Here is a 24,202-nt window from a genome sequence, read left to right on the forward strand (position 1 = left end):
CCTAATCGTTAAGCCATTTCAAGCACTTTTGTAACCAGTTTCTCAATACCTATGTGCGCCTCTAAAATCGAGGTTGCTAACATATAGGCTGGCGTACTGACGATTTTATTGGCCTCATCAACCACAATATCTTCCACTTGTGCATCTTTATGCTTACCACCCATTTCATTAAATGCATGCGCGGTATCAGAATCAGTTCCAATAGTACCGACAGCTCCTTTGCCATAAATATTGGGGATCATCACAGGTGAAACACACACAAAACCCACCGGTTTATGAGCTAAAGCGAATTCACGAATAAAGTTCTCTACAATAGGCTGAATATGGCAATGACTGCCCGTGGTGGCAAAGTTTGATAAATTTTTAGCCGCACCAAAGCCACCAGGGATCACCAAAGCATCAAATTGACTGACCTCTAAGGCATTAGCATTAAGCACTTCACCACGGGCAATTCGCGCCGACTCAACCAAAACATTACGGCTTTCGTCGTTATTGACCTCACCGGTTAAATGATTCACTACGTGCATTTGAGTAATATCTGGCGCAAAACATTGATATGTCGCCCCAGCTTGGGTTATCGCCAGAAGCGTTAATACCGCTTCGTGAATTTCAGTTCCATCAAATACCCCACAGCCACTCAGTAAAACAGCAACCTTTTTCATGACACTCTCCTTCATCTTTTAAGTGACAATACAAAAAATACAACAAAAAACTAACAAAACGGTTGATCTGATTAAAAATCGTGCTAACTTAGAGCGTCGAATTTAGTAGATGCGCTTTTTTTAGTCACAAAACATCACTAAATTTGCGAGTGACTTAACTGACATCAATAAAAAAGTCCACAAAATAGTAATATTTATTAAAATTAATATTTAGCTCACAAAAATAAAAATAAATTAAAAAAATCAACTAGTTACCGATTTAATTTCAAGCCGTAAGAAAATCTATCCAACAAGGTTGACTATTCCACTCACAGACTTATCCACAGGCTGGGAGCTTTTTTCGTGGCTGATTTTCTACTTCCTGAGATATTTGCACCGATAAAGTCCCACTAAATGCACGACTTGTCATACGTCAAGATTATTTAGCGTCATTTTGGATAAATAACTGACAATCTCACAAGCATCTTGAGGTGCTGTGGGTATAATGTCATCCTATTAGTCTCGCAAAATAATGAACACGAATATTAATTATGCCAACGATTCCCAATAACCCGCTCATCCTAGTTGATGGCTCATCTTATCTTTATCGCGCTTATTATTCGCCGCCTCATTTAACCAATTCAAAAGGTGAAGCGACTGGTGCGGTTTATGGCGTCGTTAATATGCTTCGCAGTTTATTAAGTCGCTATAGTCCGAGTCATATTGCGGTGGTTTTCGATGCCAAAGGCAAAACCTTCCGCAACGATATGTACGGCGAATATAAAGCCCAGCGTCCACCTATGCCTGATGATCTGCGTACTCAAATCGAACCATTGCACAAAATCATCCATGCGATGGGCTTACCACTGATCAGCATTTCTGGTGTCGAAGCCGACGATGTTATCGGTACCATCGCCCTGCAAGCGAGTAAAGAAGGCCGAGCAACCTTAATCAGTACCGGCGATAAAGACATGGCGCAACTCGTCAATGAGCATGTCACGTTAATCAATACTATGACAGACACCATTATGGGACCGGAAGAGGTCAAGGCTAAATACGGTGTCCATCCAGATAGAATCATCGACTTTTTAGCACTCATGGGCGACAAGTCAGATAACATTCCAGGTTTACCTGGCGTCGGCGAGAAAACCGCGCTGGCGATGCTGCTTGGCGTGGGAAGTGTAGAGAAAATTTTAGCGGATCCACAAAGCGTCATTGAAGTGGGCTTTAGAGGCTCAAAAACCATGCCGACTAAAATTATCGACAATGCCGATATGCTAAGACTGTCTTACGAGTTGGCCACCATCAAAACTGATGTCAAACTTGAACAAGACTGGCATGAACTCACAGTTAAGCCACAAGATCGAGATGAACTGATTAAATGCTTTGGTGAAATGGAGTTCAAGCGTTGGTTAGCAGAAGTATTAGATAACAAGCAACCTCGCGGCACAGTTAGCGACAAAGATAGCGATGAAGACATCACGGTATCACCGACCATTGAAGCAGAATATGAAACGATTCTGACGATGGAAGCACTCGACAAATGGATCGAACAGCTCAATAGCGCTGAACTGATTGCAATTGATACTGAAACAACTAGCCTCAATTACATGGAAGCTGAACTTGTGGGTTTATCATTTGCCACTGAAGCAGGTAAAGCAGCTTATTTACCATTAGCACATGATTACCTTGATGCACCGCAACAAATTGATAAAACCAGCGCACTTGAAAAACTGCGTCCTATTCTTGAAAGCGATACACCGCAGAAAGTAGGCCAAAATCTCAAATATGACATGAGTATTTTAGCCAATGTTGGTATTTCCCTAAAAGGTGTCCGCTTTGACACCATGCTCGAATCCTATGTATTTAACTCAATAGCATCACGTCATGACATGGACGGATTAGCGCTTAAATATCTTGGCCATAAAAATATCAGTTTTGAAGAAGTCGCAGGCAAAGGCGCAAAGCAACTGACTTTTAATCAAGTTGATTTAGATATTGCTGGACCATATGCCGCTGAAGATGCCGATATTACCCTGCGTTTACATCAACACTTATGGCCAAGACTGGAAAAAGAACCCAAACTGGCCAGTGTGTTTGATGAGTTAGAGCTACCGTTAATTCAAGTACTGTCAGACGTTGAACGCCAAGGTGTCCTTATCGACTCAATGTTACTGAGCCAACAAAGTGGTGAGTTAGCCAAAAAACTGGATGATTTAGAAAACAAAGCCTACGAAATAGCCGAAGAGAAGTTTAACTTAGCCTCACCAAAGCAACTACAGACACTATTTTTTGAAAAACTAGGTTACCCAATAAAGAAAAAGACTCCTAAGGGTGCACCATCAACTGCTGAAGACGTATTAGTCGAGCTAGCACTTGATTATCCTTTACCTAAAGTTATTCTCGAGCATCGCAGCCTAGCAAAACTAAAAAGCACTTATACCGATAAACTGCCGCTAATGGTTAATGCCATAACAGGCAGGGTTCACACTAGCTATCATCAAGCGAATGCCGCAACAGGCCGCTTGTCATCAAGTGAGCCAAACTTACAAAATATTCCTATCCGTACCGAAGAAGGCCGCCGTATTCGCCAAGCCTTTATCGCTCCTGCGGGTCGAAAAATTTTAGCGGCCGATTATTCACAAATCGAACTGCGTATCATGGCTCATTTATCTCAAGATGAAGGCTTACTGACCGCTTTTGCTGAAGGTAAAGATATTCATAAAGCCACTGCAGCCGAAGTATTTGGGGTGCACTTTGAAGAAGTCACGACCGAGCAACGTCGCCGCGCCAAAGCGGTTAACTTTGGTTTAATTTATGGCATGTCTGCATTTGGTTTAGCTAAGCAATTAGATATTCCACGCAACGAAGCACAAACCTACATAGACACGTATTTTGCTCGCTATCCTGGTGTGCTTAAGTATATGGAAGAAACCCGCGCCATTGCTGCTGAATTGGGTTATGTTTCGACCTTATTTGGCCGTCGTTTATATTTACCTGAAATCAACGATCGCAATGCCATGCGCCGCCAAGCCGCAGAGCGAGCAGCGATTAATGCTCCCATGCAAGGGACTGCAGCAGACATAATCAAAAAAGCCATGATTGCTATCCACCAGTGGATTAACCAAGATACTCAAGGTGAAATTACCCTGATCATGCAAGTACACGATGAATTAGTGTTTGAAGTGGATGAAGCTCAAGCAGAAACACTCAAAACCAAAGTGTGCGATTTAATGGCACAAGCAGCATCATTAGATGTGACCTTGTTAGCAGAGGCAGGTATTGGCGACAATTGGGATGAAGCCCACTAAGTCGTAGTTTGATAGGTTTGCATTGCATAAGATAAATAACCTAAGTTGCTAAAGCATAAAATGCCGTATTCATTGGAATACGGCATTTTTATTGGCCAAACGTTTCAACGGCTACGCTTTTCAACATCTGTTGACCTTGAGCGCATAACCTACACCCCAAATCAACCTAATAAACACAACATTTTCGTCGACACAGTTAACAAAGCTGCATTAATTTGTTGCCAAACTCACAGTTATTGTATCTTTATATGAAAAACAGTTTTTCATTTTAAGGCGGATACGGTATTATATTCGCTGTAGGGTACAGAGGTTAAGATGTTCAATCTTTCAAACCTTTATTTCACTAGCAGTAGTGACTAGCCAAATTCGGCGCCCCAGCAACTCAGGTTGCTGGGGCTTTTTTTTGATTTTTTTTCACCGCGAAAATATTTAGAGTAAATACTTTAATGTTGGTTAAAAAAAGGTTATTGTATGGTTATTGAGAGTCATCAAATTGAGTTGATGGCACTTGAGTCTTGTTGAATTTAGCTTCTCCCCAAAAGAGCTAATTTTTTTGTACCGATGACCGTTTGGTTATCGGTTTTTTTTTGCTTGAAAATCACTATTCTCATATCAAACACATAAAAAAACCGACTTGGTTGTCGGCTTTTCGTGCTGTTGGTAATCAATTACATCATGCTATCGTTACTCAGACTCTGAAGCTTGCTCGGCCTTCTGTTCCGCTAACCATTGGGGATGACACCAATCATTTAGAATACTGAGCACTTTAGGTTTACCCGTGCCTTTTAGCGATGACAGCGTCTCCACTTGTACTTTATCACCAAAATCTTTTAAGGCAGCACGGACATCATTAACTGTTTTCATTTTGACACTTTGGGTCAATTTATCCGATTTGGTTAACAATGCTAACACCGGAATATTACTGATCACGGCCCACTCAATCATTTGCATATCAAGATCTTTCAATGGATGACGAATATCCATCAACACCACCACGCCACTTAAACAAGCTCGTTTTTGCAGATACTCGCCAAGCGCCTCTTGCCATTTATTTTTTAACGCTAAAGGAACTTGGGCAAAACCATAACCCGGTAAATCGACTAAACGACGATCATCATCTAACTGAAACACGTTAATCAGTTGGGTACGACCAGGGGTTTTACTGGTTCGAGCTAAACTTTTTTGTTCAGTAAGTGCGTTTAACGCACTGGATTTACCGGCATTAGAGCGTCCAGCAAACGCAATCTCAACCCCGATATCCCCAGGAAGATACTGATCTAAATGCGCAATATCAGGCGCACTGATTAAAAACTTAGCCCTACGGAAATCGATACGAGATTCTGTCACTCTTAACTCCAATTAAATTACTTCTAGTAAACGCGTTACCATAAATTTTTAACAATTGCTTACTTTTGCACATTTTCGTGTAAAATATTAGGCAGATCACATTATATACCCAAGCAAAGCTGATATGTGTGATGTAGTCAAAAATGATCTCACTCTTAACGAGCATCGTAAACTACATCAAAGCGCTTGGAAAAACATTTTACCACGCTTGCGGGTCTTCCTAGTAAGCTCAGGACAATAAATTAACTAGAAGTTGGAACGCCATGAAAAAGTTAGCTCTTGCGCTGTCTGTAGTAGCCGCTATGTCATCATCAGTTATGGCTGAAGGTAATGCTGAAGTAGGCAAAACTAAAGCAATCGTATGTTCTGCCTGTCACGGTGCTGACGGCAATAGTATGATTGATATGTATCCTAAATTAGCAGGTCAACATCCTGCATACCTTGAAAAACAATTGACTGAATTTCGTTTAGCTGCGAAAACCGGCGGTGCAGAGGGTCGTATGAACCCAATTATGATCGGCTTTGCTATGGGACTCAGTGATGAAGACATTGCAGACCTTTCAGCATACTTCTCTAGCCAAGTACAAGCGGCCTCAAATGTTGCCGATGTACCTGCTGCTGGTGAAAAACTATATAAAGGCGGTGATACCGCTCGTGGAATTACCGCATGTGTTGCTTGTCATGGACCGGAAGGTAAAGGCGCCTCTGCTGCAGGTTTCCCTATGGTTGGCGGTCAACATGCTAACTATATCAAAATTCAGCTAACACAATTCCGTGATGGACTTCGTCACAACGATTTAAATGGCATGATGCAAGATGTAGCGAAAAAATTATCTGATGCTGATATCGAAGCATTATCTAAATATATTTCAAGTATTAAGCATTAATACCACTGAATATTCACTAATAAAGAATGGGCTTTTGAGCCCATTTTTTACCGCCTAAAGTTTACGTTTACGTCAACTTCACTGATTTTTACTTGACAGTGTTCGTTGTTTTAGCGTTAAATACACCCCGTACCGAGGTAAACCCAGCTGTTTGTAATATAAATCTAATAACATCAAGCAGGTTTCGGACTGATACATTTAAGATATAAGAATAAAGCTAATTTATAATAATAATAATTTAAGACCACTCACTAATAATAACTACATGAGTCGATATTTCATCTTGAAATACTGGTCGTAAAATTTGTAAGGAACAGACCGATTGGTCGATATGCTGTTTAGCACTGCCTTACACAACAGAGTGACTGATAACCCAGAGTATTATTTGAAGATTCAAATAATAGCTGACAAAGCTTATAGCTGAGGATGCACACTGGAAGCTTTATCGCTCGAAGGTACAAAGCAACAAGGATGGTTAACTAATGTCATTGAAGACAATTAGGATAATGATGCGTCATTGAAGACCATCTACGGAAGCTGTAGTCAGGACGGCAACAGAATATAAAAAAGCGTCATTGATGACCAATAACAACTAAAAACGGCATGGAAAGCAGAATAAATAAAGATCTGACCGGGACAGTCACATAGCAAGTACGGATACTTGGAATCAGAATAAAGTGCGTTAAGCACTGTTTTACGAGGTGGCAGTTTATACTGCCACCTTTTTTTATGCCTAAAAAGCATTAATATCGACTTGATTTCAAATACTTACTTTTAATTAACCGCATTCGCTATATAATCGTTTATCCAGTCAATACTTAGGTGCTGCTGTATTTGATGAATGTATGTCCGCTTTGTAATCATATTGCTGAATTTTTTGTTCAAGACAAAAAAAGAGCGTTCTACAGCTGCGAACAATGTGGTTTAGTCTTTGCTAACCCAAAATCTCATCTGATGCCCGATCTTGAGAAGCAGCGCTATGGTCGATCGCAAAAGTCATCGAAACAGAAGCCATTATCGCAATTTATTCTGCCACTGTTAGATCAAATATCTCAGCAACAAACCGGTACATTAACAGGCCTCAATTTTGGCCGCTTACTTGACGAGCACAGTAGACAATCTATCGCTGATGCCGGCCATATTGTTAATGAGTACGATCCTTTTTTTGCTGCTGATCAGTCAGTGCTGCAACAGCGTTATGATTTTGTGTGCTGTTATCGAGTCTTTGAACACTTTCGTCATCCTCACCGAGAATGGCTCTTACTCAATCAATTGATTAAACCGGGTGGCTGGTTAGCAATAAGCACTCCCTTACTGACTGATAAAGACCATTTTGCCAAATGGCATTACAAAAACAATCCAACTCATGTAAGCTTTTATCAGCACTCTACATTTGAATATTTAGCATTGAATAGTGATTTTGAGCTATTATTTGCATTGAAAGATCTGGTTTTGATGCAAAAATCATCAAAATCTGATATAAAGCGCATCCTTATTTAGTGTCTTGTAGAAATTGATCTGCAAGGACGTGTTTAGAAAACCTAACGAGAACATCATGGCTCGCAGTAAAAAAACTCGCAAAGGCGGCGAAAACGGCGCTAAGTTTGCCCCAAGAGTAAAAAAAGTCGATCGCAATGCGGTCGATGGTAAAAAGTCAGAAACCGGCCGTAAATCAGGCAGCCGTCATAATGAAACGTTGCTTAAACAAGCTGCGGATAATGCAACGGTTAAAAATAAAGATGCACGCCATGGCAGTAAAAAGCCGGTCGCATTAATATTACCAACATCAATTACCAAGCCTTTAGTGGTTAAGCCTAAACAGCCTAAGCTAACTGACGAGCAAAAGTTATTGAAACTCGAAGACGATCCAAGATTAAATCAGTTACTCGACCAACTTGAAGAAGGTCGTGATTTATCTGACGCAGATCAAAAGTGGTTGGACGCTCAATTAGACAGAATTGAGCAACTGATGTTAAGTTTAGGTCTTACTGATGGTGATGATACGCCAATGGAAAGCCCTAAAAAGCAACTGAGCGACGATGACCTATTGAATCGTTTTGAATCAGGTGCGGATCTGCTTAAAGATTATCAGCAGAAAGACTAGTCTGCTCGATGAAAGTAATACCAAGCTATTTCTTGGTTTGATATCAGAAAACTGGCGCATATGGCGCCAGTTTTGTATTCAGAAAAGGATAAATTGTGTCTACAACCGCCATCGTTATTGCATTACTCATCATTATTGCCCTTGCAACTTACGCAACATACTTACTGATAACGCTTAAGCGTCGCACCCAAGCTAATCAACTCGCACAGTCAGAGCGTAAGGCTAAAGCCGAAGAGCGCAGACAGCAGATACTGACCGATATCCGCTATATTGCTGCAGCAATGTTAGAAGATCGCTGTGAGTTGTCTGAAGGCGTTATGCGCATTGGCAAATTATTTGATGCCTTATCCATGTCGGAACAAGTTGTCGCCGACTTCCCTAAGCTGTTTAGCCATTATGAGCTGATTAGAAACCACCCTATTATGGAAGCTCGCACTGCTTTACCAAAGCAACAGCGGATGAAATTAGATTTGGAACGGATGAAGTCAGAAGCAGAATTAGAACAAGCCATCCTAGACGAGGCAAAACGCATTGCAGAATTTAGCAAACCAAGCACTCACTAACACATCCCGCTTAAGAATAAGTTGATGCTACACGCTTAGCATGCCGATGTGCTCTGCTAAGCGATATTTCACTAGGGCGAATAAGCACACTCTTGAGGCACAAATTTTCCTGATGAGCATTTCAGCCCATGCCTAACATAGTCTCATGCCAGCGATTATTTTAAGTCAGATTCAAGCATCAAATGACCATGATGATCGACTATGCTGATATGAGATCAGATACACTGACACGTCGCAATAGCTAGAAAACATGTTTGACTCCGATTCTCGGCACAGGCTTTGATGAGTCAATACCATAAAACAAAAAGCTTAATAAAGCTCAATGATTGGAATGACGCCATGTTCAGCTCACTTTGCTCTGGATTACTCACAATACTTGGTTGGAAAATAGATGGCCAACTGGATAAAACCAGGCCGTGCGTCATCATTGTTGGCCCACATACGAGTAACTGGGATTTCATTATCGGTATTATCGCTCGCAGTGCGTTAGGCACTAAAATCCACTTTTTGGGCAAGCATCAGCTGTTTATTCCACCTTGGGGGTGGATGTTTCGCGCCATGGGCGGCAGTCCAGTCAATAGAAGCAAATACAATAATTTAGTTGATGGCGTCGTACTGTTATTCCAACAAGATCCGCTTTATAAACTAGCCTTAGCACCAGAAGGTACCCGCAGCCCTGTAACACGTTGGAAAAGTGGTTTTTATCATATAGCAGCCAAAGCCAATGTTGATATTGTGCCAATAGGATTAGATTTTGGCCGAAAGGCCATTGTGATTGCCAAGCCCTTAAAGCCGAGCGGAGAGATTGAAGCGGAAATAAACCAGTTAATGGACTTCTATCGTTCAATCAAGGGTGTGCACCCAAAAGTAATTCCTGACTATCAACAAAAATAGCGGCGATATGCTACTGCTTAGCCAATGAAGAAATAACCTTTAACTCACAGTCCTTGTTTATACGCTGAGTCACTTAACCCTGCCTATCACTATGCTCAGACCTGTCGACACACTATGGCTGTGGTGACTTATTGCCCGAACTTGCCTATTGAGATTATTTAACCAACTGGCTTGCACGGGCACAGCCCTGATATAAAGAGTCGTATCGGTGATTTAACGACTCAGAGATCCATTATCTGACCACTTATCAATCTTGTTCGGTGTGTTGCTTTATGCTGCGAATATCGGTTCCTGTCGGATTTTGAAACGCACGTAAACCAAACTCGGGTAACACGGCAAAAATGTGGTCAAAAATATCGGCCTGAATGGCTTCGTAATAGGTCCATCGAATGTCATTGGTAAAAATATACAACTCGATGGGTAAGCCTTCAGTCGTTGGCGCAAGCTGCCTAACCATCAATGTCATGTCTTTATGTATTTTTTCATGACGGCGCAAATATTCTTGTAAGTATGCTCTGAATGTTCCGATATTGGTTAGATGACGACCGTTCACCTTCATTTCAATATCACTTACGTTAGCATTAGCGACACTGATTTCAGTAAATATTTGTGGTAAGTATTCTTTTAAATAATTCACCTTACCTAGGCGTAGACGTTCTTCATCAGTTAAAAATTGAATACTATTTACATCGATGTTGATTGAACGCTTAATCCGTCGACCACCAGACTCAGACATGCCGCGCCAGTTTTTAAATGCATCAGACACTAATGCATAGGCTGGGATCATGGTAATGGTATTGTCCCAGTTGCGGACTTTGACTGTGGTTAATGTGACGTCTTCAACTGCGCCGTCTGCAGCATACTTATCCATTTGGATCCAATCGCCTTTACTCACCATGCGATTAGCCGCTAACTGAATTCCGGCAACAAAACCCAAAATAGTGTCGCGAAACACTAGCATTACCAAACCAGTTGCCACACCTAAGCCACTAAAAAAATAAATAGGCGACTGGTCGGCTAAAATGGCAAATGCGACAATTAACCCAATAAAGAACAGGAATAATTTGGTTAGCTGAACAAAGCTTTTTACCGGTAAACGGCGATTCACATGATTAACATCAGCAATTTCATCGATGGCATTTAGGCCGCTATATATTGCGCGAATAATAAAGAACACCAACAAAGCGCTAAGAGAACGGTCGATAATGGCACTGATTAACGGGTGCTCAGTCACTAAAATAGGCATTAATAAATCGAGGATTAAAATCGGTACCAGAATAGCGAGGCGCTCAAATACAAAAAAGCGCATAAAAATATCGTCCCAAGTCACCGAGGAGCGACGGATCACGGCATTCACACCATGAACCACAAATCTGTGGGTAATGTAGTAACTGATACCTGCCACTAGCAAACAAGCAAGAACTAATATTGATGTGGCAACACCATCCGATGGTTGGCTATTAATACCTAAGCGGGTTAACCAGGCCGCCATTTCAACTCGTACATCTATATTCACAAAAAAATCCTTAGCAAGACGTTTTCTTTACTCAATAAAGAGACTTAAATTAAATCGCGTAAAAAATGATAAAGCATTCACAGGCTTATCAATATGACATTATGCATTGTGTTGATGCAGAACGTTAACGAAACCTCGACAAGATCAGTAACACGCTCAATATAAATGTAAGTCACTGCTATGTTAGCAGTGATAAATAGTGCCAGTATACCTATGAAAGATTAAACAAAAATTAGCTTAGCCTTGAACAAGAAAGGCAATAAAAAAGGACCTTACGGCCCTTTATCGGATTATTGATCAATATCTTATGCTAATGATCAGTGGCATCACTAAAAGCTCGGTAACATACCCTGTGGCAGCAGCCTGTTAAAGCTTGCACTCGATAACAAATCGACCGAGTTCTCGATATCAGGTGAAAAATACCGGTCTTTATCATAAAACGTGACGATGTCACGCAGTTCGGCTTTGGCCATTGCCACTGCTGTACTTGGTTGCAAAGGCGTTCTAAAGTCGAGTCCTTGTGCAGCAGCTAACAATTCAATGGCTAATACACCACGGGTATTTTCGCTCATGTAGCGTAAGCGCCGTGCAGCAAAGGTGGCCATCGACACATGATCTTCTTGGTTAGCCGATGTGGGTAAGCTGTCTACTGAGGCTGGGTGAGCATAGGTTTTGTTCTCAGACGCTAACGCTGCCGCAGTCACCTGAGCAATCATAAAACCAGAATTCACCCCGCCGTTATCCACTAAAAATGGCGGCAACTTAGATAAGCTAGAATCAATGAGTAAAGCCATTCTACGCTCGGAAATTGAACCCATTTCAGCAATCGCAATTGCAAGATTATCTGCCGCCATTGCTACAGGTTCCGCATGAAAATTACCGCCCGAAATAATATCGCCAGTGTCTTGGAACACCAGTGGATTGTCGGTAACACCGTTAGCTTCAGCCCCAAGCACTTCTGCAGCTTGACGTATTTGGGTTAAACAGGCACCTAACACTTGCGGCTGACAACGCAGTGAATAGGGATCTTGTACTTTTTCGCAATTGGTATGGCTTAAGCTAATTTCTGACTCATTGCTTAACAGATGACGGAAAATAGCGGCCGAATCAATTTGGCCTTTTTGACCACGCGCAGCATGAATGCGTATATCAAATGGGCTACGACTGCCCATAGCCGCTTCAACACTCATAGCACCAATCACTGAACTGGCAGCAAACAAGTCTTCGGCATTAAATAACCCTTCAAGCGCTAGCGCTGTCGATGCTTGAGTACCATTGAGAAGCGCTAAACCTTCTTTAGCGGCTAATTCTATGGGGTGTAATCCGGCGATGTCTAAGCCTTCTTTAGCGCTAATGATCTGGCCTTGATAACTCATTTCGCCTTCGCCTAATAACGGCAAACACATGTGTGCGAGTGGCGCTAAATCACCTGATGCACCAACCGAGCCCTTTTCAGGCACACATGGATACACACCGGCATTGATTAGCTGGATTAAAAACTCGATCACTTCTAAACGAATGCCCGAAAAGCCGCGACTTAATGAGTTAATTTTCAATACCATCATTAGGCGCACAGTGGCATCTTGCATGTATTTGCCAATACCTGCGGCATGAGATAGCACAATAGAGCGTTGCAGTAATTGCAGGTCTTCAGGGGCAATTTTAGTATTGGCTAATAAACCAAAGCCTGTATTGATGCCGTAAACAGTTCGGCCTTCGCGGAGCACCTGCTGAACAATTTCAGCACTTTGCTTAATGTCTTCAATCGCTGCAGTAGCAAGAGTCAGCTTGACATCATTGCGGCTGATCGCACGGGTTTGTGCCAGGGTTAGCGTACCTGGAATAAGTTCAAATGAATAAGTCGACATGGGTTATGCTCCTAACATTGGCAGGTCTAAGCCTTGCTCTTTGGCGCAGTTTTTTGCAATGTCATAGCCAGCATCTGCATGACGCATTACCCCAGTAGCGGGGTCGTTCCATAATACTCGGCCTAATCTCACCGCAGCCTCATCGGTACCATCGGCAACAATCACCACCCCTGAGTGCTGACTAAAACCCATGCCTACGCCGCCGCCATGATGTAATGATACCCAAGTCGCACCACTGGCCGTATTGAGTAAAGCATTCATTAATGGCCAATCCGATACCGCATCAGAACCGTCGAGCATGGCTTCAGTTTCACGGTTTGGACTGGCAACTGAGCCAGAATCTAAGTGATCACGACCAATGACAATCGGTGCGGATAACTCACCATTTTTGACCATTTCATTAAAGGCTAACGCTAAACGAGCGCGATCTTTTAAGCCAACCCAACAGATACGTGCCGGCAGACCTTGAAATGCAATACGCTCACGCGCCATGTCGAGCCAATTGTGTAACTGCGGATTATCAGGGATCAGCTCTTTGACTTTGGCATCTGTCTTATAGATATCTTGCGGATCGCCAGACAAGGCGACCCAACGGAATGGTCCAATGCCTTCACAAAATAATGGCCGCACATACGCAGGCACAAACCCTGGGAAGTCGAACGCATTCGTCACACCTTCTTCAAAGGCCATTTGACGAATATTATTACCGTAATCCGTGGTTGCCGCACCGGCAGCTTGTAATGCCAACATAGCTTTAACTTGAACGGCCATTGACTGCTTAGCCGCTTTAACCACTGCCGCTTCATCAGTTTTACGCATTTGCGCTGCGTGCTCTAAGGTCCAGCCTTGAGGTAAATAGCCGTTTAATGGATCGTGGGCTGAGGTTTGGTCAGTGACCACATCAGGCACAATGCCGCGAGTCACTAACTCAGTAAACACATCGGCGGCATTCGCTAATAAACCTACCGAAACAGGCTTGCCGCTTTGGTTTGCTTCATAAATCATCGCTAATGCTTGATCTAATGAAGTGGCTTTTTTGTCTACGTAACCGGTGCGCATGCGAAAATCGATACGGCTTTCATCGACTTCACAGGTTAATACTGAATAACCCGCCATAGTACCAGCCAATGGTTGCGCGCCGCCCATGCCGCCTAAACCGCCAGTTAAAATCCACTTGCCTGCTGACGAGCCATTAAAGTGCTGTTTTGCCATGGCGACAAAGGTTTCGTAGGTGCCTTGAACAATGCCTTGGGAACCAATATAAATCCACGAACCAGCGGTCATTTGGCCATACATAGCCAAACCTTTTTTATCCAGTTCATTAAAGTGCTCCCAGTTAGCCCAATGTGGTACTAGGTTTGAATTAGCAATAATCACGCGGGGCGCATTGGCATGAGTGGTAAACACCCCAACAGGTTTACCAGACTGCACTAATAAGGTTTCATCGTCTTCAAGGCGTTTTAGCACCTCAATAATCTTGTCGTAACTTTGCCAGTCACGCGCAGCACGGCCAATACCGCCATAAACCACTAGGTCTTCTGGGCGCTCGGCTACATCTGGGTGGAGGTTATTCATTAACATCCGCATTGCCGCTTCAGTTAACCAGCTTTTACACTGTAATTGAGTACCGTGCGGGGCAATAATGCGACGGCTTGGATCATGTCGTTTGTCCATATTATCCTCTTCAACCGATTAATTCGGTTTGGTTTTTTATTGGTCTTGTTGTTTATGATTAATGTCTTAAGGTTTTCATTTTCGATATCACTATTTAACGCGCAAACGTTAAATGACCACCCAGTTTAAACTTGCTGCCCGGGTGAACTAAGCGAGCAAAACTGACCACACCTTGGCGTGACCAAGTACGACGTAAAATTTGTAAACAGGGTTCACTCGCCGTAATAGCTAAACGTTGCTGCAACAGCTCATTAGCCATAATGGCTTCAACGGTATGTTTAGCCTCTGTCAGTGGCGCCACCGCCGATAAATATTCATGGGGTGTATGTAAGTTAAAATCTTGTTGTAGGTAATTAGGTACAAGTAGTGGATTCACATACCGCTCTTCAACTTGCAGTGGTAAGCCTTGCTCGCAATGCACTAATACTGAATAAAATACTGGGTTGCCGACTTCAAGTCCTAACGCATTCGCCACCGCTGTTGAGGCATCGATTTGTTTTAGTTCCAGCTGTTGAACGCTATAGCCATGGCCGCGATCTTTTATCTCGTCAGCAATATTACGAATAGCCAACAGTGACGATTGCGACTTTAATCCTGCCACAAACGTGCCTACCCCTTGAGTGCGCTCTAACACGCCCGAGTCCACCAGCTCAGTTAACGCCCGCCTTGCTGTCATGCGGCTACAGGCAAACAATTCAGTTAACTGATTTTCAGACGGCACTCGATCGTTTTCTTGCCATTCGCCCGTTTCAATACGGCTCAAAATGAATTGTTTTATTTGGGCAAACTTTGCTTGGACCATATCAGCAGCTCTCAGGTTTTTTAGACAATAATGCCATTGCTGTTTAAAAACACATCACTCATCCTACCTTGTATATACAAGCTAAAACAAGTATTGTTTAGCAAACAGTTATAAACCGATTTTGAGGGGATGTTATGTCGTGGGATCAAGTGTGGATTGATGTAAACGTGGCCACCATGGATACCAATATCCAAGGGGCTTACGGCGTAATACATCAAGCGGCCATTGCAGTAAAAGACGGTAAAATTGCTTGGGTTGGCCCGCGCAGTGAACTACCTGAGTTTGATGTACTGGCAACACCTGTTTACAGAGGCAAAGGCGGCTGGATCACGCCGGGGCTCATTGATGCACACACCCACTTAGTCTTTGCCGGTAATCGTGCCCACGAATTTGAACAGCGTTTACAAGGTGCGACTTACGCCGAAATCGCTCGCGCAGGTGGCGGTATTATCTCAACGGTTAATGCGTGTCGTGATGCCGATGAAGCCGAACTCTTTGAACTGGGCCGACAACGCTTAAACGCCCTAGCCAGAGAAGGCGTCACCACAGTTGAAATTAAATCAGGCTATGGCTTGAACACCGAAACCGAACTTAAATTACTTCGCGTAGCGCGTGAACTCGGCGAGCATCATCATATTGACGTCTGCACCACCTTTTTAGGCGCCCATGCTATCCCGCCAGAATATAAAGATAATGCCGATGCGTACATCGACCTCGTCATCAATGACATGCTCCCCGCGGTAATCGCTGAAAACCTTGCTGATGCTGTGGATGTCTTTTGTGAAAATATCGCCTTTAGTCTTGAGCAAACGGAGCGAGTATTAACCGCAGCTAAACAAGCAGGATTACAGATAAAACTGCATGCCGAGCAATTAACCAACATGGGCGGTAGCGCCTTAGCCGCCAAGCTTGGGGCTAAATCAGTCGATCATATTGAGTTTTTAGACGAAGCTGGCGTTAAAGCCATTAGTGAAAGCGGTACCTGCGCAACCTTGTTACCAGGGGCATTTTACTTTTTACGCGAAACCCAATTACCGCCAATTGAATTATTGCGCCAATACAAGGTACCTATGGTGATTGCCAGCGATTTTAATCCGGGGTCATCGCCTATTTGCTCAACCTTATTAATGCTCAATATGGCCTGTACGCTATTTAGATTAACCCCAGAAGAAGCCTTACAAGGTGTGACCATTAATGCAGCAAAATCCTTAGGCATCGACAATCACCTTGGCAGTATCGCAGTCGGCAAACAAGCTGACTTCTGCTTGTGGGATATCACCACACCAGCACAATTGGCTTACGCATACGGGGTTAATCCGTGCAAAACCGTGGTCAAAAAAGGTCAGATAATTGCCCTACCGCATTAATCGTGCAGTAACCAGTCAGTTACTGTGATTTAGTCATCCGCCATGACAACAGCTTAACGTCTAATCAGAATTGGCCGTTAAGCTAATTTACAAATCCTTAGACAAAGGAGTTAAACACATAAAACGCTAATCGACATCCCATTACGCCTCTTGCCATTAACGATTAATTAACATTTAATGGGTACTGATTAAATGGTCGTATGACAAGGGATAACAAGATGAAAAAAGGGTATTTAGCGCTATCGATAGCATTGGGTTTTGCAGGTTTTAGCGCTAACAGCATGGCGCAAACCACACTGGTGCATCACGTTAATGGCTACACTCTCGTTGACGGCAAACTGCAAACCTTTAATGCGATTCAATTTACCGATGATAAAATTGATCAGTTATTTAACCAAAATCAAACCTTACCCACGGCGACTGATATCACCTTAATTGATGGACAAGGTAAAACGCTACTGCCTGGATTAATCGACGCCCATGGTCATGTACTGAATTACGGCTTGAGTCTGCTCACCGCTGATTTGACCAATACCAGTAGCGAGCAAGATGCTGTTGCGCGAGCTCAAGCATTCAGTAAAAAAAATCCCACCGATGGCTGGTTGATGGGTCGCGGTTGGAACCAAGAATTATGGGACAGTAAGCAGTTTCCCAGCAAAGAAAGCCTAGATAAAGCCTTTAGCGCTAACCCAGTGTCATTTGGTCGGGTAGATGGCCATGCTATTTGGGTGAATAGCAAAGCCCTAGCCCTAGCCGGTATTTCCGCTAACACAGTCGCGCCAGAAGGCGGGGAAATTGTTAAAGATGAGCAAGGTAATCCAACTGGCGTACTTATCGACAATGCAATGAACTTAGTGTTTAACATCATTCCAGACCTTAACCAGCAGCAACTTGAATCCACTTTAACGCTAGCGATGAACAGCCTTGCCTCTTACGGACTCACCAGCGTTCACGATGCTGGCATTAGCATTGCTAACATCAAAGCCTATCAGCAATTAGCCGATAAAAAAGCCATGAGCATTCGAGTCAATGGCATGCTGTCGGTAGAAGACCCACGCTTTGACACCATATTAAAACAAGGATTCATCACCACGGCTGACGATATGTTTAAAGTCGACAGCGTTAAAATCTCAGCCGATGGTGCACTGGGCAGTCGCGGCGCTGCGTTAATCAAAGAATACTCAGATCAACCTGGCCATAAAGGCTTAATGCTTTACTCAGACGAGCAATTAGGCAAACTAATTTTACAGTCGATGAAAGCGGGATTTCAGGTCAACACCCACGCCATTGGCGATAATGCCAATCAAGTCGTACTCGATAAATACCAAACCGCGATTGCAGCTACAGACTCTAAAGCATTACGCCACCGCATTGAACACGCACAAATTCTCGATTTAGCCGATATACCGCGCTTTGCCCAACTTGGGGTTATCGCCTCAATTCAAGCAACCCACGCCACCAGCGATAAAAACATGGCCGAAAATCGTTTAGGTAAAGCCCGTCTAGCCGGCGCTTATGCATGGCGAAAACTGTTAAACGCCAATGCCGTTATCGCCAACGGTTCAGACTTTCCCATCGAGTCACCTAACCCATTTTTTGGATTACATGCATCAGTTACCCGCCAAGATCATGTTAACCAGCCACTCGACGGCTGGCTCTCTAGCGAAAAACTATCACGCATCGAAGCACTCAAAAGCTTCACCATCGACGCCGCCTACGCGGGCCACCAAGAACAATTATTAGGTTCATTAGAACCCGGTAAAAAAGCTGACTTTATCTTAGTCGAAGATGATTATTTTAAAATTGACCCACAACAGATTTGGCAAAACAACGTCATCGCCACCTGGGTCAACGGCCATCAGGTATTTGTACAAGAGTAAATGATTTGGGACGCCGTTTAGCGTAGTAAGTTACTGCGCCTAAACGACTTGGTACTGGCTTGGCTTAACTTGAATCGTCACTTCACTGTGACTAATTGCCAGCCGCAGGCTCAGTGCAGATGATTAAGCGAGACGCCGCAAGCACATCCGTGTGGGCTTAGCCAAAACATCCCTGTTTTGGATACTCGCTGACTCATCTGCACCTGCGATTCTAGTTACTTCGATTTAACCTCATGGTTGTCCGAAGGTAAGATCATATTTGAAAGGTTCTAAAACAGTAGCTAACTCAACTTAGCTACTGCACATTGTTACTGAAAACGTCAAAAGGTTCACATGAAGTACCTTGATGAAATAACATTTGCCAAGTTTGACCACTCAACTTCCAAGTCGAATAAGGTACAAAATAAGATACAGCTAGGTCATTTGGCCCTTTAATCGTTGCTTTATAGATTAACTGAGCCAAGCCTTCTACCAGCATTCGAATTTGATAATCTTGTTGAGTAAAAATAGGCAATACTTCATCTAGAATACGACTCGACACATGTGACTTATCTTAAGGCGCACCTGTACTTGGAGTTTCTAAAAATTCATCAGCCAATAATAGTCGTCCAAGCTCTTCCCAAGAAGAAAGAACCTCAGGTTTTAAGCTATACAACTCAATGCTATCAATGTCTCTATAAGTGAGTTCAATCGACTCCTATGGCGTTTTAACGCCGCTACAACGGTACAGAATGGCAACCTAACATGATAAGAATCGAACAATAACCAGCAATGTTATGCCAAATTTAATTGTCTGGTATGGCAGCAAGAATTGACCATGTCATCACAACCTAAATGGTGACATAGCCAAAAATGCCGAATAAACGAATTAAGCTTGCGTAAACTGCTGGTAAAGCTTGTCTTTGAGCACGGTTCGGTCAAGTTTTGCTTGATGCATAAAGTCATCACTTGTTGGAGAGTTGCGTAACTCCAGCTTACGAATTTCAGTATCTAAATTATGATACTGCTTTGCATCTTCTGCAAACTCAGTATCAGTGGCGGTTAACATCAAAATCTTGTCTTGATACTCAGGAAAATCAACTAATAACGCATGGCTTTCACCTAACATATCCTTCTCCATTTCATGTCAATGTTCAATAATGTTAGACCATATTTATACCTCATCGTCAAACTGACAGCGTTATTTTTCAATAGGTCGCACATAAAACTGCAACAGCTTAAGCCTCATAACTGTTAGGATATGTTCATATTCGTACTTGAATGCCACTATTAACGTAATGAGTAATCAATGAAAAAAATTATCCCTGCCATTATTATAAGTCTGCTTGCCACCGCTTGTTCTGATCCCAGCACATCTAATAACAACTCAAAAACAGCCAGCGACCAAACAGGTAACTCAGCGACCAAGCTAAGCCTTAAACAACAAGTAGAGTCGATCACGAGAGATTACTTTCTACTTAGACCAGAAATTGCCACTTACTATGGCGTGAGCGATGCCAGTATCAACGCCAAAGTGATGTCTAAACTCACCGACTACAGCCCATCTGGTGAAACTCACCGTCGAAAAGGCCTTAAGGCAATACTGAGTCAACTGAACAGTATTGATGCCTCAAGCCTTAGCGATTCAGAGAAAATAAGCTTGAGCGCGATAAAATCGGAAGTAAAAGGCGCATTGCTGCCGGCTCAAACAGTGAATTATGGCACGGTATTAGGCGAATATGGTGTGTGGTTTTTACCCTACTCCGTCAACCACCTATCGGGTTTACAAATTGAATTTCCGGGTTATATGGAAGACAAATTTGCCGTAACCAATACCGATGAAGCGAACGCCTATTTAAACCGTTTAAGCATGTACCCTGCAGCAATGGGAACGCTTGTCGATAAGCTTAACCATGATGCCGATATAGGCGTCATTCCACCCGATTTTGTTATTGATAACACCTTACGAGGGTTACAGGCACAAATCAGCAGCCCGGCTAACATGCATCCTTTAGTCACCAGTTTTGGCGCTAAACTTAATACTGCAAAGGTTGCGGGTAGTGATGCGTTAATGAGCTCTGCCGCTGAACTGGTTGAAACTAAATACTATGCCGCAACTCGCCAACTAATCAATGCGTTAGAAGCCGTGCGTCCAAAAGCAACCCATGAAGCTGGCATTGGTCGTTTGCCTCAAGGGGCTAAGCTATATCAGACACTTATCCAACATTTAGGTAACTCAACTAAAACCGCCGATGACATTCATCAACTCGGTTTGGCCGAAGTGGCACGGATTACTCTCGAAATGGACGGACTACTTAAAGAGGTGGGTTATGTTGACGGTACTGTAGGTGAGCGCATGCAAGTATTGCTCAACGACCCACAATATCTTTACCCAAATACGCCAGAAGGTAAGCAACAACTAATGGCCGATATTGATGCCGACTTAGCCTTAGTTGATGCCAAATTACCAGACTGGTTTGGCCGTTTACCTGACCAAGATGTGGCCATTGAAGCGGTACCAGATAGTCGTGCGGCTTCAACTAGCGGTGCATTTTATGATGCCCCATCGCAAGATGGTTCACGCAAAGGCACGTTCTGGATCAGCTTGTATGATACAGCATCACTGCCATCATATTCATTACAAACCTTGACCTACCACGAAACCAATCCAGGTCATCATTTACAAACCATTATTGGCTTGTCTGATGAATTGCCCCTGTTGAGTACCGTATTTTACTCCAATGCGGCTGGTGAAGGCTGGGCCTTGTACGCTGAACGCCTAGCTGCCGAAATGGGTATTTATGCTAATGACCCAATTGATAATATTGGTCGCTTACAATCTGAACTACATCGTGCAGTACGTTTAGTGGTTGATACGGGCATGCACGCCAAAGGTTGGAGCCGTGAAAAAGCCATTGATTACGCGGTAGCGACTGAAGGTATTCATCAATCTGAAGCGACAGCTGAGATTGAACGTTACACAGTATGGCCGGGGCAAGCACTGGGTTATAAACTAGGTGAGCTAAAAATTATCGAACTTCGCGAAAAAGCCAAACAAGTTTTAGGTGATAAGTTCGATATTAAAGTGTTTCATGATCGTCTTTTAGAAAATGGTGCATTACCGTTGGATTTAATGGAGCAGAAAATCAATCAGTGGCTTGAAACTGCTGCGTAAACAATAACGCAATCAAAAATACGGGGCGAAATCTCGCCCCGTATTTTACTGTAATAAACTCACCAGAGTTAATTTTACTGCGCTTGATATTCAGCTAATTGCTGAGTGTATTTACTTTGATAAAACGGATGATCAGTATTGGCGAGCGCTTGTTTTTCAAAAGCGATTGCTTGGTCAATGTCACCTGCTGCTGCATAAACACTGGCTAACGAATGATAAGCGGAGTCAGCTTTTGGGTAAGCGTTAATCGTATCTTGATATACACTAATGGCTTGCTCTGGAGGTAAACTATCAGCCAACGCTAGCAGTGAATCAATCGCAGGTACATCAAAGCCATAAACGTCATCTGAAAGGTGCTTGTAATAGGCTAGAATGGCCTTAGTTCCTTGTTGTGACACCTCAGAGTCTGCCGCTAATACGGTATGCACATCATTAAATATCATCTCAATACCCAATGCCGTCGCCAAAATAGGTTGAGTCATATAATAGCTGCCATCAAAGCGCTTTATTTGATAATTCAATTTGCTATTGGCATGGGTCTGAATAATATTTTCAAGCGTCGCAAACGAGTCGAGCTGCCTTTGCTCAAAATCGCTGTCGCTAGTGCTCACGAATAAAAATCGTGCCTGGTTTTTTATGCTTTGCAGCTTTTTAGGCGCATCGTTTAACACGTAGGCAAACTCTTTAGAAAGTACCGGACTGGCAGCAATATACGCATTAAACAGACTAGGACGATTGATGAGGCTATATAGCACTAAACCCGCATTGCCAGTAAAACCATTAAAAATACGAAAGCCATTGGTACGATAACGTTTATCTATCGCTGGCAATAAGTCTTGCTCAAAAAAATCCAGTAAAGCTTGGTCGCCTCGTTGTTCAATGGCCTGCTTTTTCAACTTACCTAGCCCTTGATGACCATCAGGCGCGGTGACAATGATAGTCTCTAACCACGGCCATCCGCCATTATGGCTCATCCAATCGTGCATTCCCGACAAATACAAATGGCTACGTGGGTGTAAGTCAAATAACACCACATAACGCTTATCGGTTTGCTTGGTATAACCGTTTGGCAAGGTCACCACAAAGTCAGCTGGGTCACTAAATAGAGTGGAACTGACACTCAGGGTTTCAGTGTTAAGTTGCGGCCATACCTCAGTGGCAGACACCGCGCCTATGGAGAAAAAACTCAGTAATAGAGTGTATCTCGTTATACGGTTAATCCAAATGAGTGGCCATTTGAAATAACGTTTTGTCCCTGTTGCAAGCATGGTGCCTTCCTTGTAAAACTCGAGCATAAAGTTATCCCTGAAGCTACCAGACCGCATCACTCAAGGCAATTTAGCGTTATCTAAACTTAGCTCACACCTTGCACTCAAAATCAGCGAATACAGGGGCAAAGTGATGAATAGCACTAGCCTTAATCCCCAATAAAGCATAGGATCATCATTAAGTTAATTATTGTTTTGGAGTAACAAGTCTTATGAGCATTAGAGCTATTATCGTTGATACCGCCGGTACCACTACCGATCTTAACTTTATTCAGGATGTGTTATTTCCTTACTCAAGAAAGGCTATGGCTGATTTTCTTGAGCAAAACCAACATAACGTAGTCGTTGATTATTGTATTAGCGATGTTAAAGATATCGCCTTAGAACCCGATGCGTCACTTGAACGAGTCATCGAGATTTTACAGCAATGGATCGACGAAGATCGCAAACTTACGCCACTGAAAACCCTGCAGGGATTAATCTGGAAACAGGGTTATAACCGCGTTGAGTTTACTGGCCATATTTATCCAGACTTTATCGAGAGCATTGAGCGCATTAAAGAGAAGGGCATTCGTATTTACAGCTTCTCTTCTGGCTCTGTCGAAGCACAAAAACTGTTATTCAGCCACACCGAAGCAGGCGATTTAACCAGTTCGTTCAATGGTCACTTTGATACCCGAACAGGCAATAAGTTAGACAAACAAGCCTACTGCAATATTTGCAATACCATCAGCTTGAAGCCAAAGCAGATCTTATTTGTGTCAGACGTAGCAGAAGAACTTGTTGCTGCAGAAGCTGCGGGGATGACGACTTGCCAAATGATCCGTTTTGCCGATCAACGTCAAGCTAAGTGTAAAAAAGTAACTAGCTTTAGTGAGCTAACCTTCGATTAAGACTTTAGCAGCACATATAAAAAACGCCTCTTG

Annotated in this window: 19 protein-coding genes; 10 read left to right on the forward strand and 9 right to left on the reverse strand. The window is 43.0% G+C overall.

Annotated features, from left to right (window positions below):
• Positions 1-8: 8 nt before the first annotated feature.
• Complete coding sequence (gene elbB / locus H5164_RS15055) at positions 9-662, reverse strand: isoprenoid biosynthesis glyoxalase ElbB (RefSeq protein WP_182723160.1); 654 nt, start codon at positions 660-662, stop codon at positions 9-11.
• Between the two features lie 530 nt (positions 663-1,192).
• Between elbB and polA the strand changes: the two genes are divergently transcribed.
• On the forward strand, positions 1,193-3,952 hold the full coding sequence (polA, locus tag H5164_RS15060; protein ID WP_182756943.1) for a DNA polymerase I: 2,760 nt from the start codon (positions 1,193-1,195) through the stop codon (positions 3,950-3,952).
• A gap of 684 nt (positions 3,953-4,636) precedes the next feature.
• Here the strand turns inward: polA and yihA are convergent.
• Positions 4,637-5,299 carry a ribosome biogenesis GTP-binding protein YihA/YsxC gene (gene yihA / locus H5164_RS15065; RefSeq protein WP_124016682.1) on the reverse strand — a complete coding sequence of 221 codons (663 nt, stop codon included), beginning with the start codon at positions 5,297-5,299 and terminating at the stop codon, positions 4,637-4,639.
• Between the two features lie 263 nt (positions 5,300-5,562).
• On the opposite strand from yihA, the gene H5164_RS15070 reads away from it, so the two are divergent.
• From H5164_RS15070 to H5164_RS15090, 5 genes are all read left to right on the forward strand, one after another.
• On the forward strand, positions 5,563-6,186 hold the full coding sequence (locus H5164_RS15070) for a cytochrome c (RefSeq protein ID WP_182698217.1): 624 nt from the start codon (positions 5,563-5,565) through the stop codon (positions 6,184-6,186).
• Between the two features lie 837 nt (positions 6,187-7,023).
• Positions 7,024-7,686, forward strand: a complete 663-nt coding sequence (locus H5164_RS15075) for a methyltransferase domain-containing protein (protein WP_124016680.1) — start codon at positions 7,024-7,026, stop codon at positions 7,684-7,686.
• A gap of 55 nt (positions 7,687-7,741) precedes the next feature.
• On the forward strand, positions 7,742-8,290 hold the full coding sequence (gene yihI / locus H5164_RS15080) for a Der GTPase-activating protein YihI (protein WP_124016679.1): 549 nt from the start codon (positions 7,742-7,744) through the stop codon (positions 8,288-8,290).
• Positions 8,291-8,385: 95 nt separating this feature from the next.
• The gene (locus tag H5164_RS15085) at positions 8,386-8,853 is read left to right on the forward strand and encodes a DUF2489 domain-containing protein (RefSeq protein ID WP_124016678.1); all 468 of its coding nucleotides are present in this window, start codon (positions 8,386-8,388) and stop codon (positions 8,851-8,853) included.
• A 339-nt stretch (positions 8,854-9,192) separates the two neighbouring features.
• Positions 9,193-9,747 carry a 1-acyl-sn-glycerol-3-phosphate acyltransferase gene (locus tag H5164_RS15090; RefSeq protein WP_124016677.1) on the forward strand — a complete coding sequence of 185 codons (555 nt, stop codon included), beginning with the start codon at positions 9,193-9,195 and terminating at the stop codon, positions 9,745-9,747.
• A 247-nt stretch (positions 9,748-9,994) separates the two neighbouring features.
• On the opposite strand, the gene H5164_RS15095 is transcribed toward H5164_RS15090, so the two are convergent.
• The 4 genes from H5164_RS15095 to hutC all read right to left on the reverse strand — a co-directional run bounded on the left by H5164_RS15095 (position 9,995) and on the right by hutC (position 15,607).
• Positions 9,995-11,239: a mechanosensitive ion channel domain-containing protein gene (locus H5164_RS15095; protein WP_220487642.1), complete on the reverse strand. Its 1,245-nt coding sequence runs from the start codon at positions 11,237-11,239 to the stop codon at positions 9,995-9,997.
• A gap of 353 nt (positions 11,240-11,592) precedes the next feature.
• Positions 11,593-13,131, reverse strand: coding sequence for a histidine ammonia-lyase (gene hutH, locus H5164_RS15100; RefSeq protein WP_182742492.1), 1,539 nt, complete (start codon positions 13,129-13,131; stop codon positions 11,593-11,595).
• 3 nt (positions 13,132-13,134) lie between these two features.
• The gene (gene hutU, locus H5164_RS15105; protein WP_182756945.1) at positions 13,135-14,805 is read right to left on the reverse strand and encodes a urocanate hydratase; all 1,671 of its coding nucleotides are present in this window, start codon (positions 14,803-14,805) and stop codon (positions 13,135-13,137) included.
• Positions 14,806-14,899: 94 nt separating this feature from the next.
• Complete coding sequence (gene hutC, locus H5164_RS15110; RefSeq protein WP_182756947.1) at positions 14,900-15,607, reverse strand: histidine utilization repressor; 708 nt, start codon at positions 15,605-15,607, stop codon at positions 14,900-14,902.
• 134 nt (positions 15,608-15,741) lie between these two features.
• Between hutC and hutI the strand changes: the two genes are divergently transcribed.
• Positions 15,742-16,974 carry an imidazolonepropionase gene (hutI, locus tag H5164_RS15115; RefSeq protein ID WP_182756949.1) on the forward strand — a complete coding sequence of 411 codons (1,233 nt, stop codon included), beginning with the start codon at positions 15,742-15,744 and terminating at the stop codon, positions 16,972-16,974.
• A 218-nt stretch (positions 16,975-17,192) separates the two neighbouring features.
• Complete coding sequence (locus H5164_RS15120; protein WP_182756951.1) at positions 17,193-18,854, forward strand: amidohydrolase; 1,662 nt, start codon at positions 17,193-17,195, stop codon at positions 18,852-18,854.
• A gap of 295 nt (positions 18,855-19,149) precedes the next feature.
• Here the strand turns inward: H5164_RS15120 and H5164_RS15125 are convergent, their stop codons facing one another.
• Together H5164_RS15125 and H5164_RS15130 are read right to left on the reverse strand one after the other, a co-directional pair.
• A complete protein-coding gene (locus H5164_RS15125; RefSeq protein ID WP_182756953.1) occupies positions 19,150-19,395 on the reverse strand; it encodes a hypothetical protein in 246 nt (81 codons plus the stop codon).
• 327 nt (positions 19,396-19,722) lie between these two features.
• A complete protein-coding gene (locus H5164_RS15130) occupies positions 19,723-19,962 on the reverse strand; it encodes a YdcH family protein (RefSeq protein WP_124016670.1) in 240 nt (79 codons plus the stop codon).
• A gap of 180 nt (positions 19,963-20,142) precedes the next feature.
• On the opposite strand from H5164_RS15130, the gene H5164_RS15135 reads away from it, so the two are divergent.
• Complete coding sequence (locus H5164_RS15135; protein ID WP_182756955.1) at positions 20,143-22,008, forward strand: DUF885 family protein; 1,866 nt, start codon at positions 20,143-20,145, stop codon at positions 22,006-22,008.
• 74 nt (positions 22,009-22,082) lie between these two features.
• Here H5164_RS15135 and H5164_RS15140 read toward each other — a convergent pair whose 3' ends face one another.
• On the reverse strand, positions 22,083-23,303 hold the full coding sequence (locus H5164_RS15140; RefSeq protein ID WP_259396830.1) for an alpha/beta hydrolase-fold protein: 1,221 nt from the start codon (positions 23,301-23,303) through the stop codon (positions 22,083-22,085).
• A 185-nt stretch (positions 23,304-23,488) separates the two neighbouring features.
• On the opposite strand from H5164_RS15140, the gene mtnC reads away from it, so the two are divergent.
• On the forward strand, positions 23,489-24,169 hold the full coding sequence (mtnC, locus tag H5164_RS15145) for an acireductone synthase (protein ID WP_182756957.1): 681 nt from the start codon (positions 23,489-23,491) through the stop codon (positions 24,167-24,169).
• The last annotated feature ends 33 nt before the right edge of the window (positions 24,170-24,202 follow it).

The organism is Shewanella sp. SG41-3, from assembly GCF_014164545.1.
Lineage (GTDB): Bacteria > Pseudomonadota > Gammaproteobacteria > Enterobacterales > Shewanellaceae > Shewanella > Shewanella vesiculosa.

Coding starts and splice junctions, on each gene's coding strand:
- elbB (WP_182723160.1), bottom strand. CDS start 662: ATGAAAAAGGTTGCTGTTTTACTGAGTGGCTGTGGGGTATTTGATGGA.
- polA (WP_182756943.1), top strand. CDS start 1,193: ATGCCAACGATTCCCAATAACCCGCTCATCCTAGTTGATGGCTCATCT.
- H5164_RS15070 (WP_182698217.1), top strand. CDS start 5,563: ATGAAAAAGTTAGCTCTTGCGCTGTCTGTAGTAGCCGCTATGTCATCA.
- H5164_RS15075 (WP_124016680.1), top strand. CDS start 7,024: ATGAATGTATGTCCGCTTTGTAATCATATTGCTGAATTTTTTGTTCAA.
- yihI (WP_124016679.1), top strand. CDS start 7,742: ATGGCTCGCAGTAAAAAAACTCGCAAAGGCGGCGAAAACGGCGCTAAG.
- H5164_RS15090 (WP_124016677.1), top strand. CDS start 9,193: ATGTTCAGCTCACTTTGCTCTGGATTACTCACAATACTTGGTTGGAAA.
- H5164_RS15095 (WP_220487642.1), bottom strand. CDS start 11,239: ATGGCGGCCTGGTTAACCCGCTTAGGTATTAATAGCCAACCATCGGAT.
- hutH (WP_182742492.1), bottom strand. CDS start 13,131: ATGTCGACTTATTCATTTGAACTTATTCCAGGTACGCTAACCCTGGCA.
- hutU (WP_182756945.1), bottom strand. CDS start 14,805: ATGGACAAACGACATGATCCAAGCCGTCGCATTATTGCCCCGCACGGT.
- hutC (WP_182756947.1), bottom strand. CDS start 15,607: ATGGTCCAAGCAAAGTTTGCCCAAATAAAACAATTCATTTTGAGCCGT.
- hutI (WP_182756949.1), top strand. CDS start 15,742: ATGTCGTGGGATCAAGTGTGGATTGATGTAAACGTGGCCACCATGGAT.
- H5164_RS15120 (WP_182756951.1), top strand. CDS start 17,193: ATGAAAAAAGGGTATTTAGCGCTATCGATAGCATTGGGTTTTGCAGGT.
- H5164_RS15130 (WP_124016670.1), bottom strand. CDS start 19,962: ATGTTAGGTGAAAGCCATGCGTTATTAGTTGATTTTCCTGAGTATCAA.
- H5164_RS15135 (WP_182756955.1), top strand. CDS start 20,143: ATGAAAAAAATTATCCCTGCCATTATTATAAGTCTGCTTGCCACCGCT.
- H5164_RS15140 (WP_259396830.1), bottom strand. CDS start 23,303: ATGCTCGAGTTTTACAAGGAAGGCACCATGCTTGCAACAGGGACAAAA.
- mtnC (WP_182756957.1), top strand. CDS start 23,489: ATGAGCATTAGAGCTATTATCGTTGATACCGCCGGTACCACTACCGAT.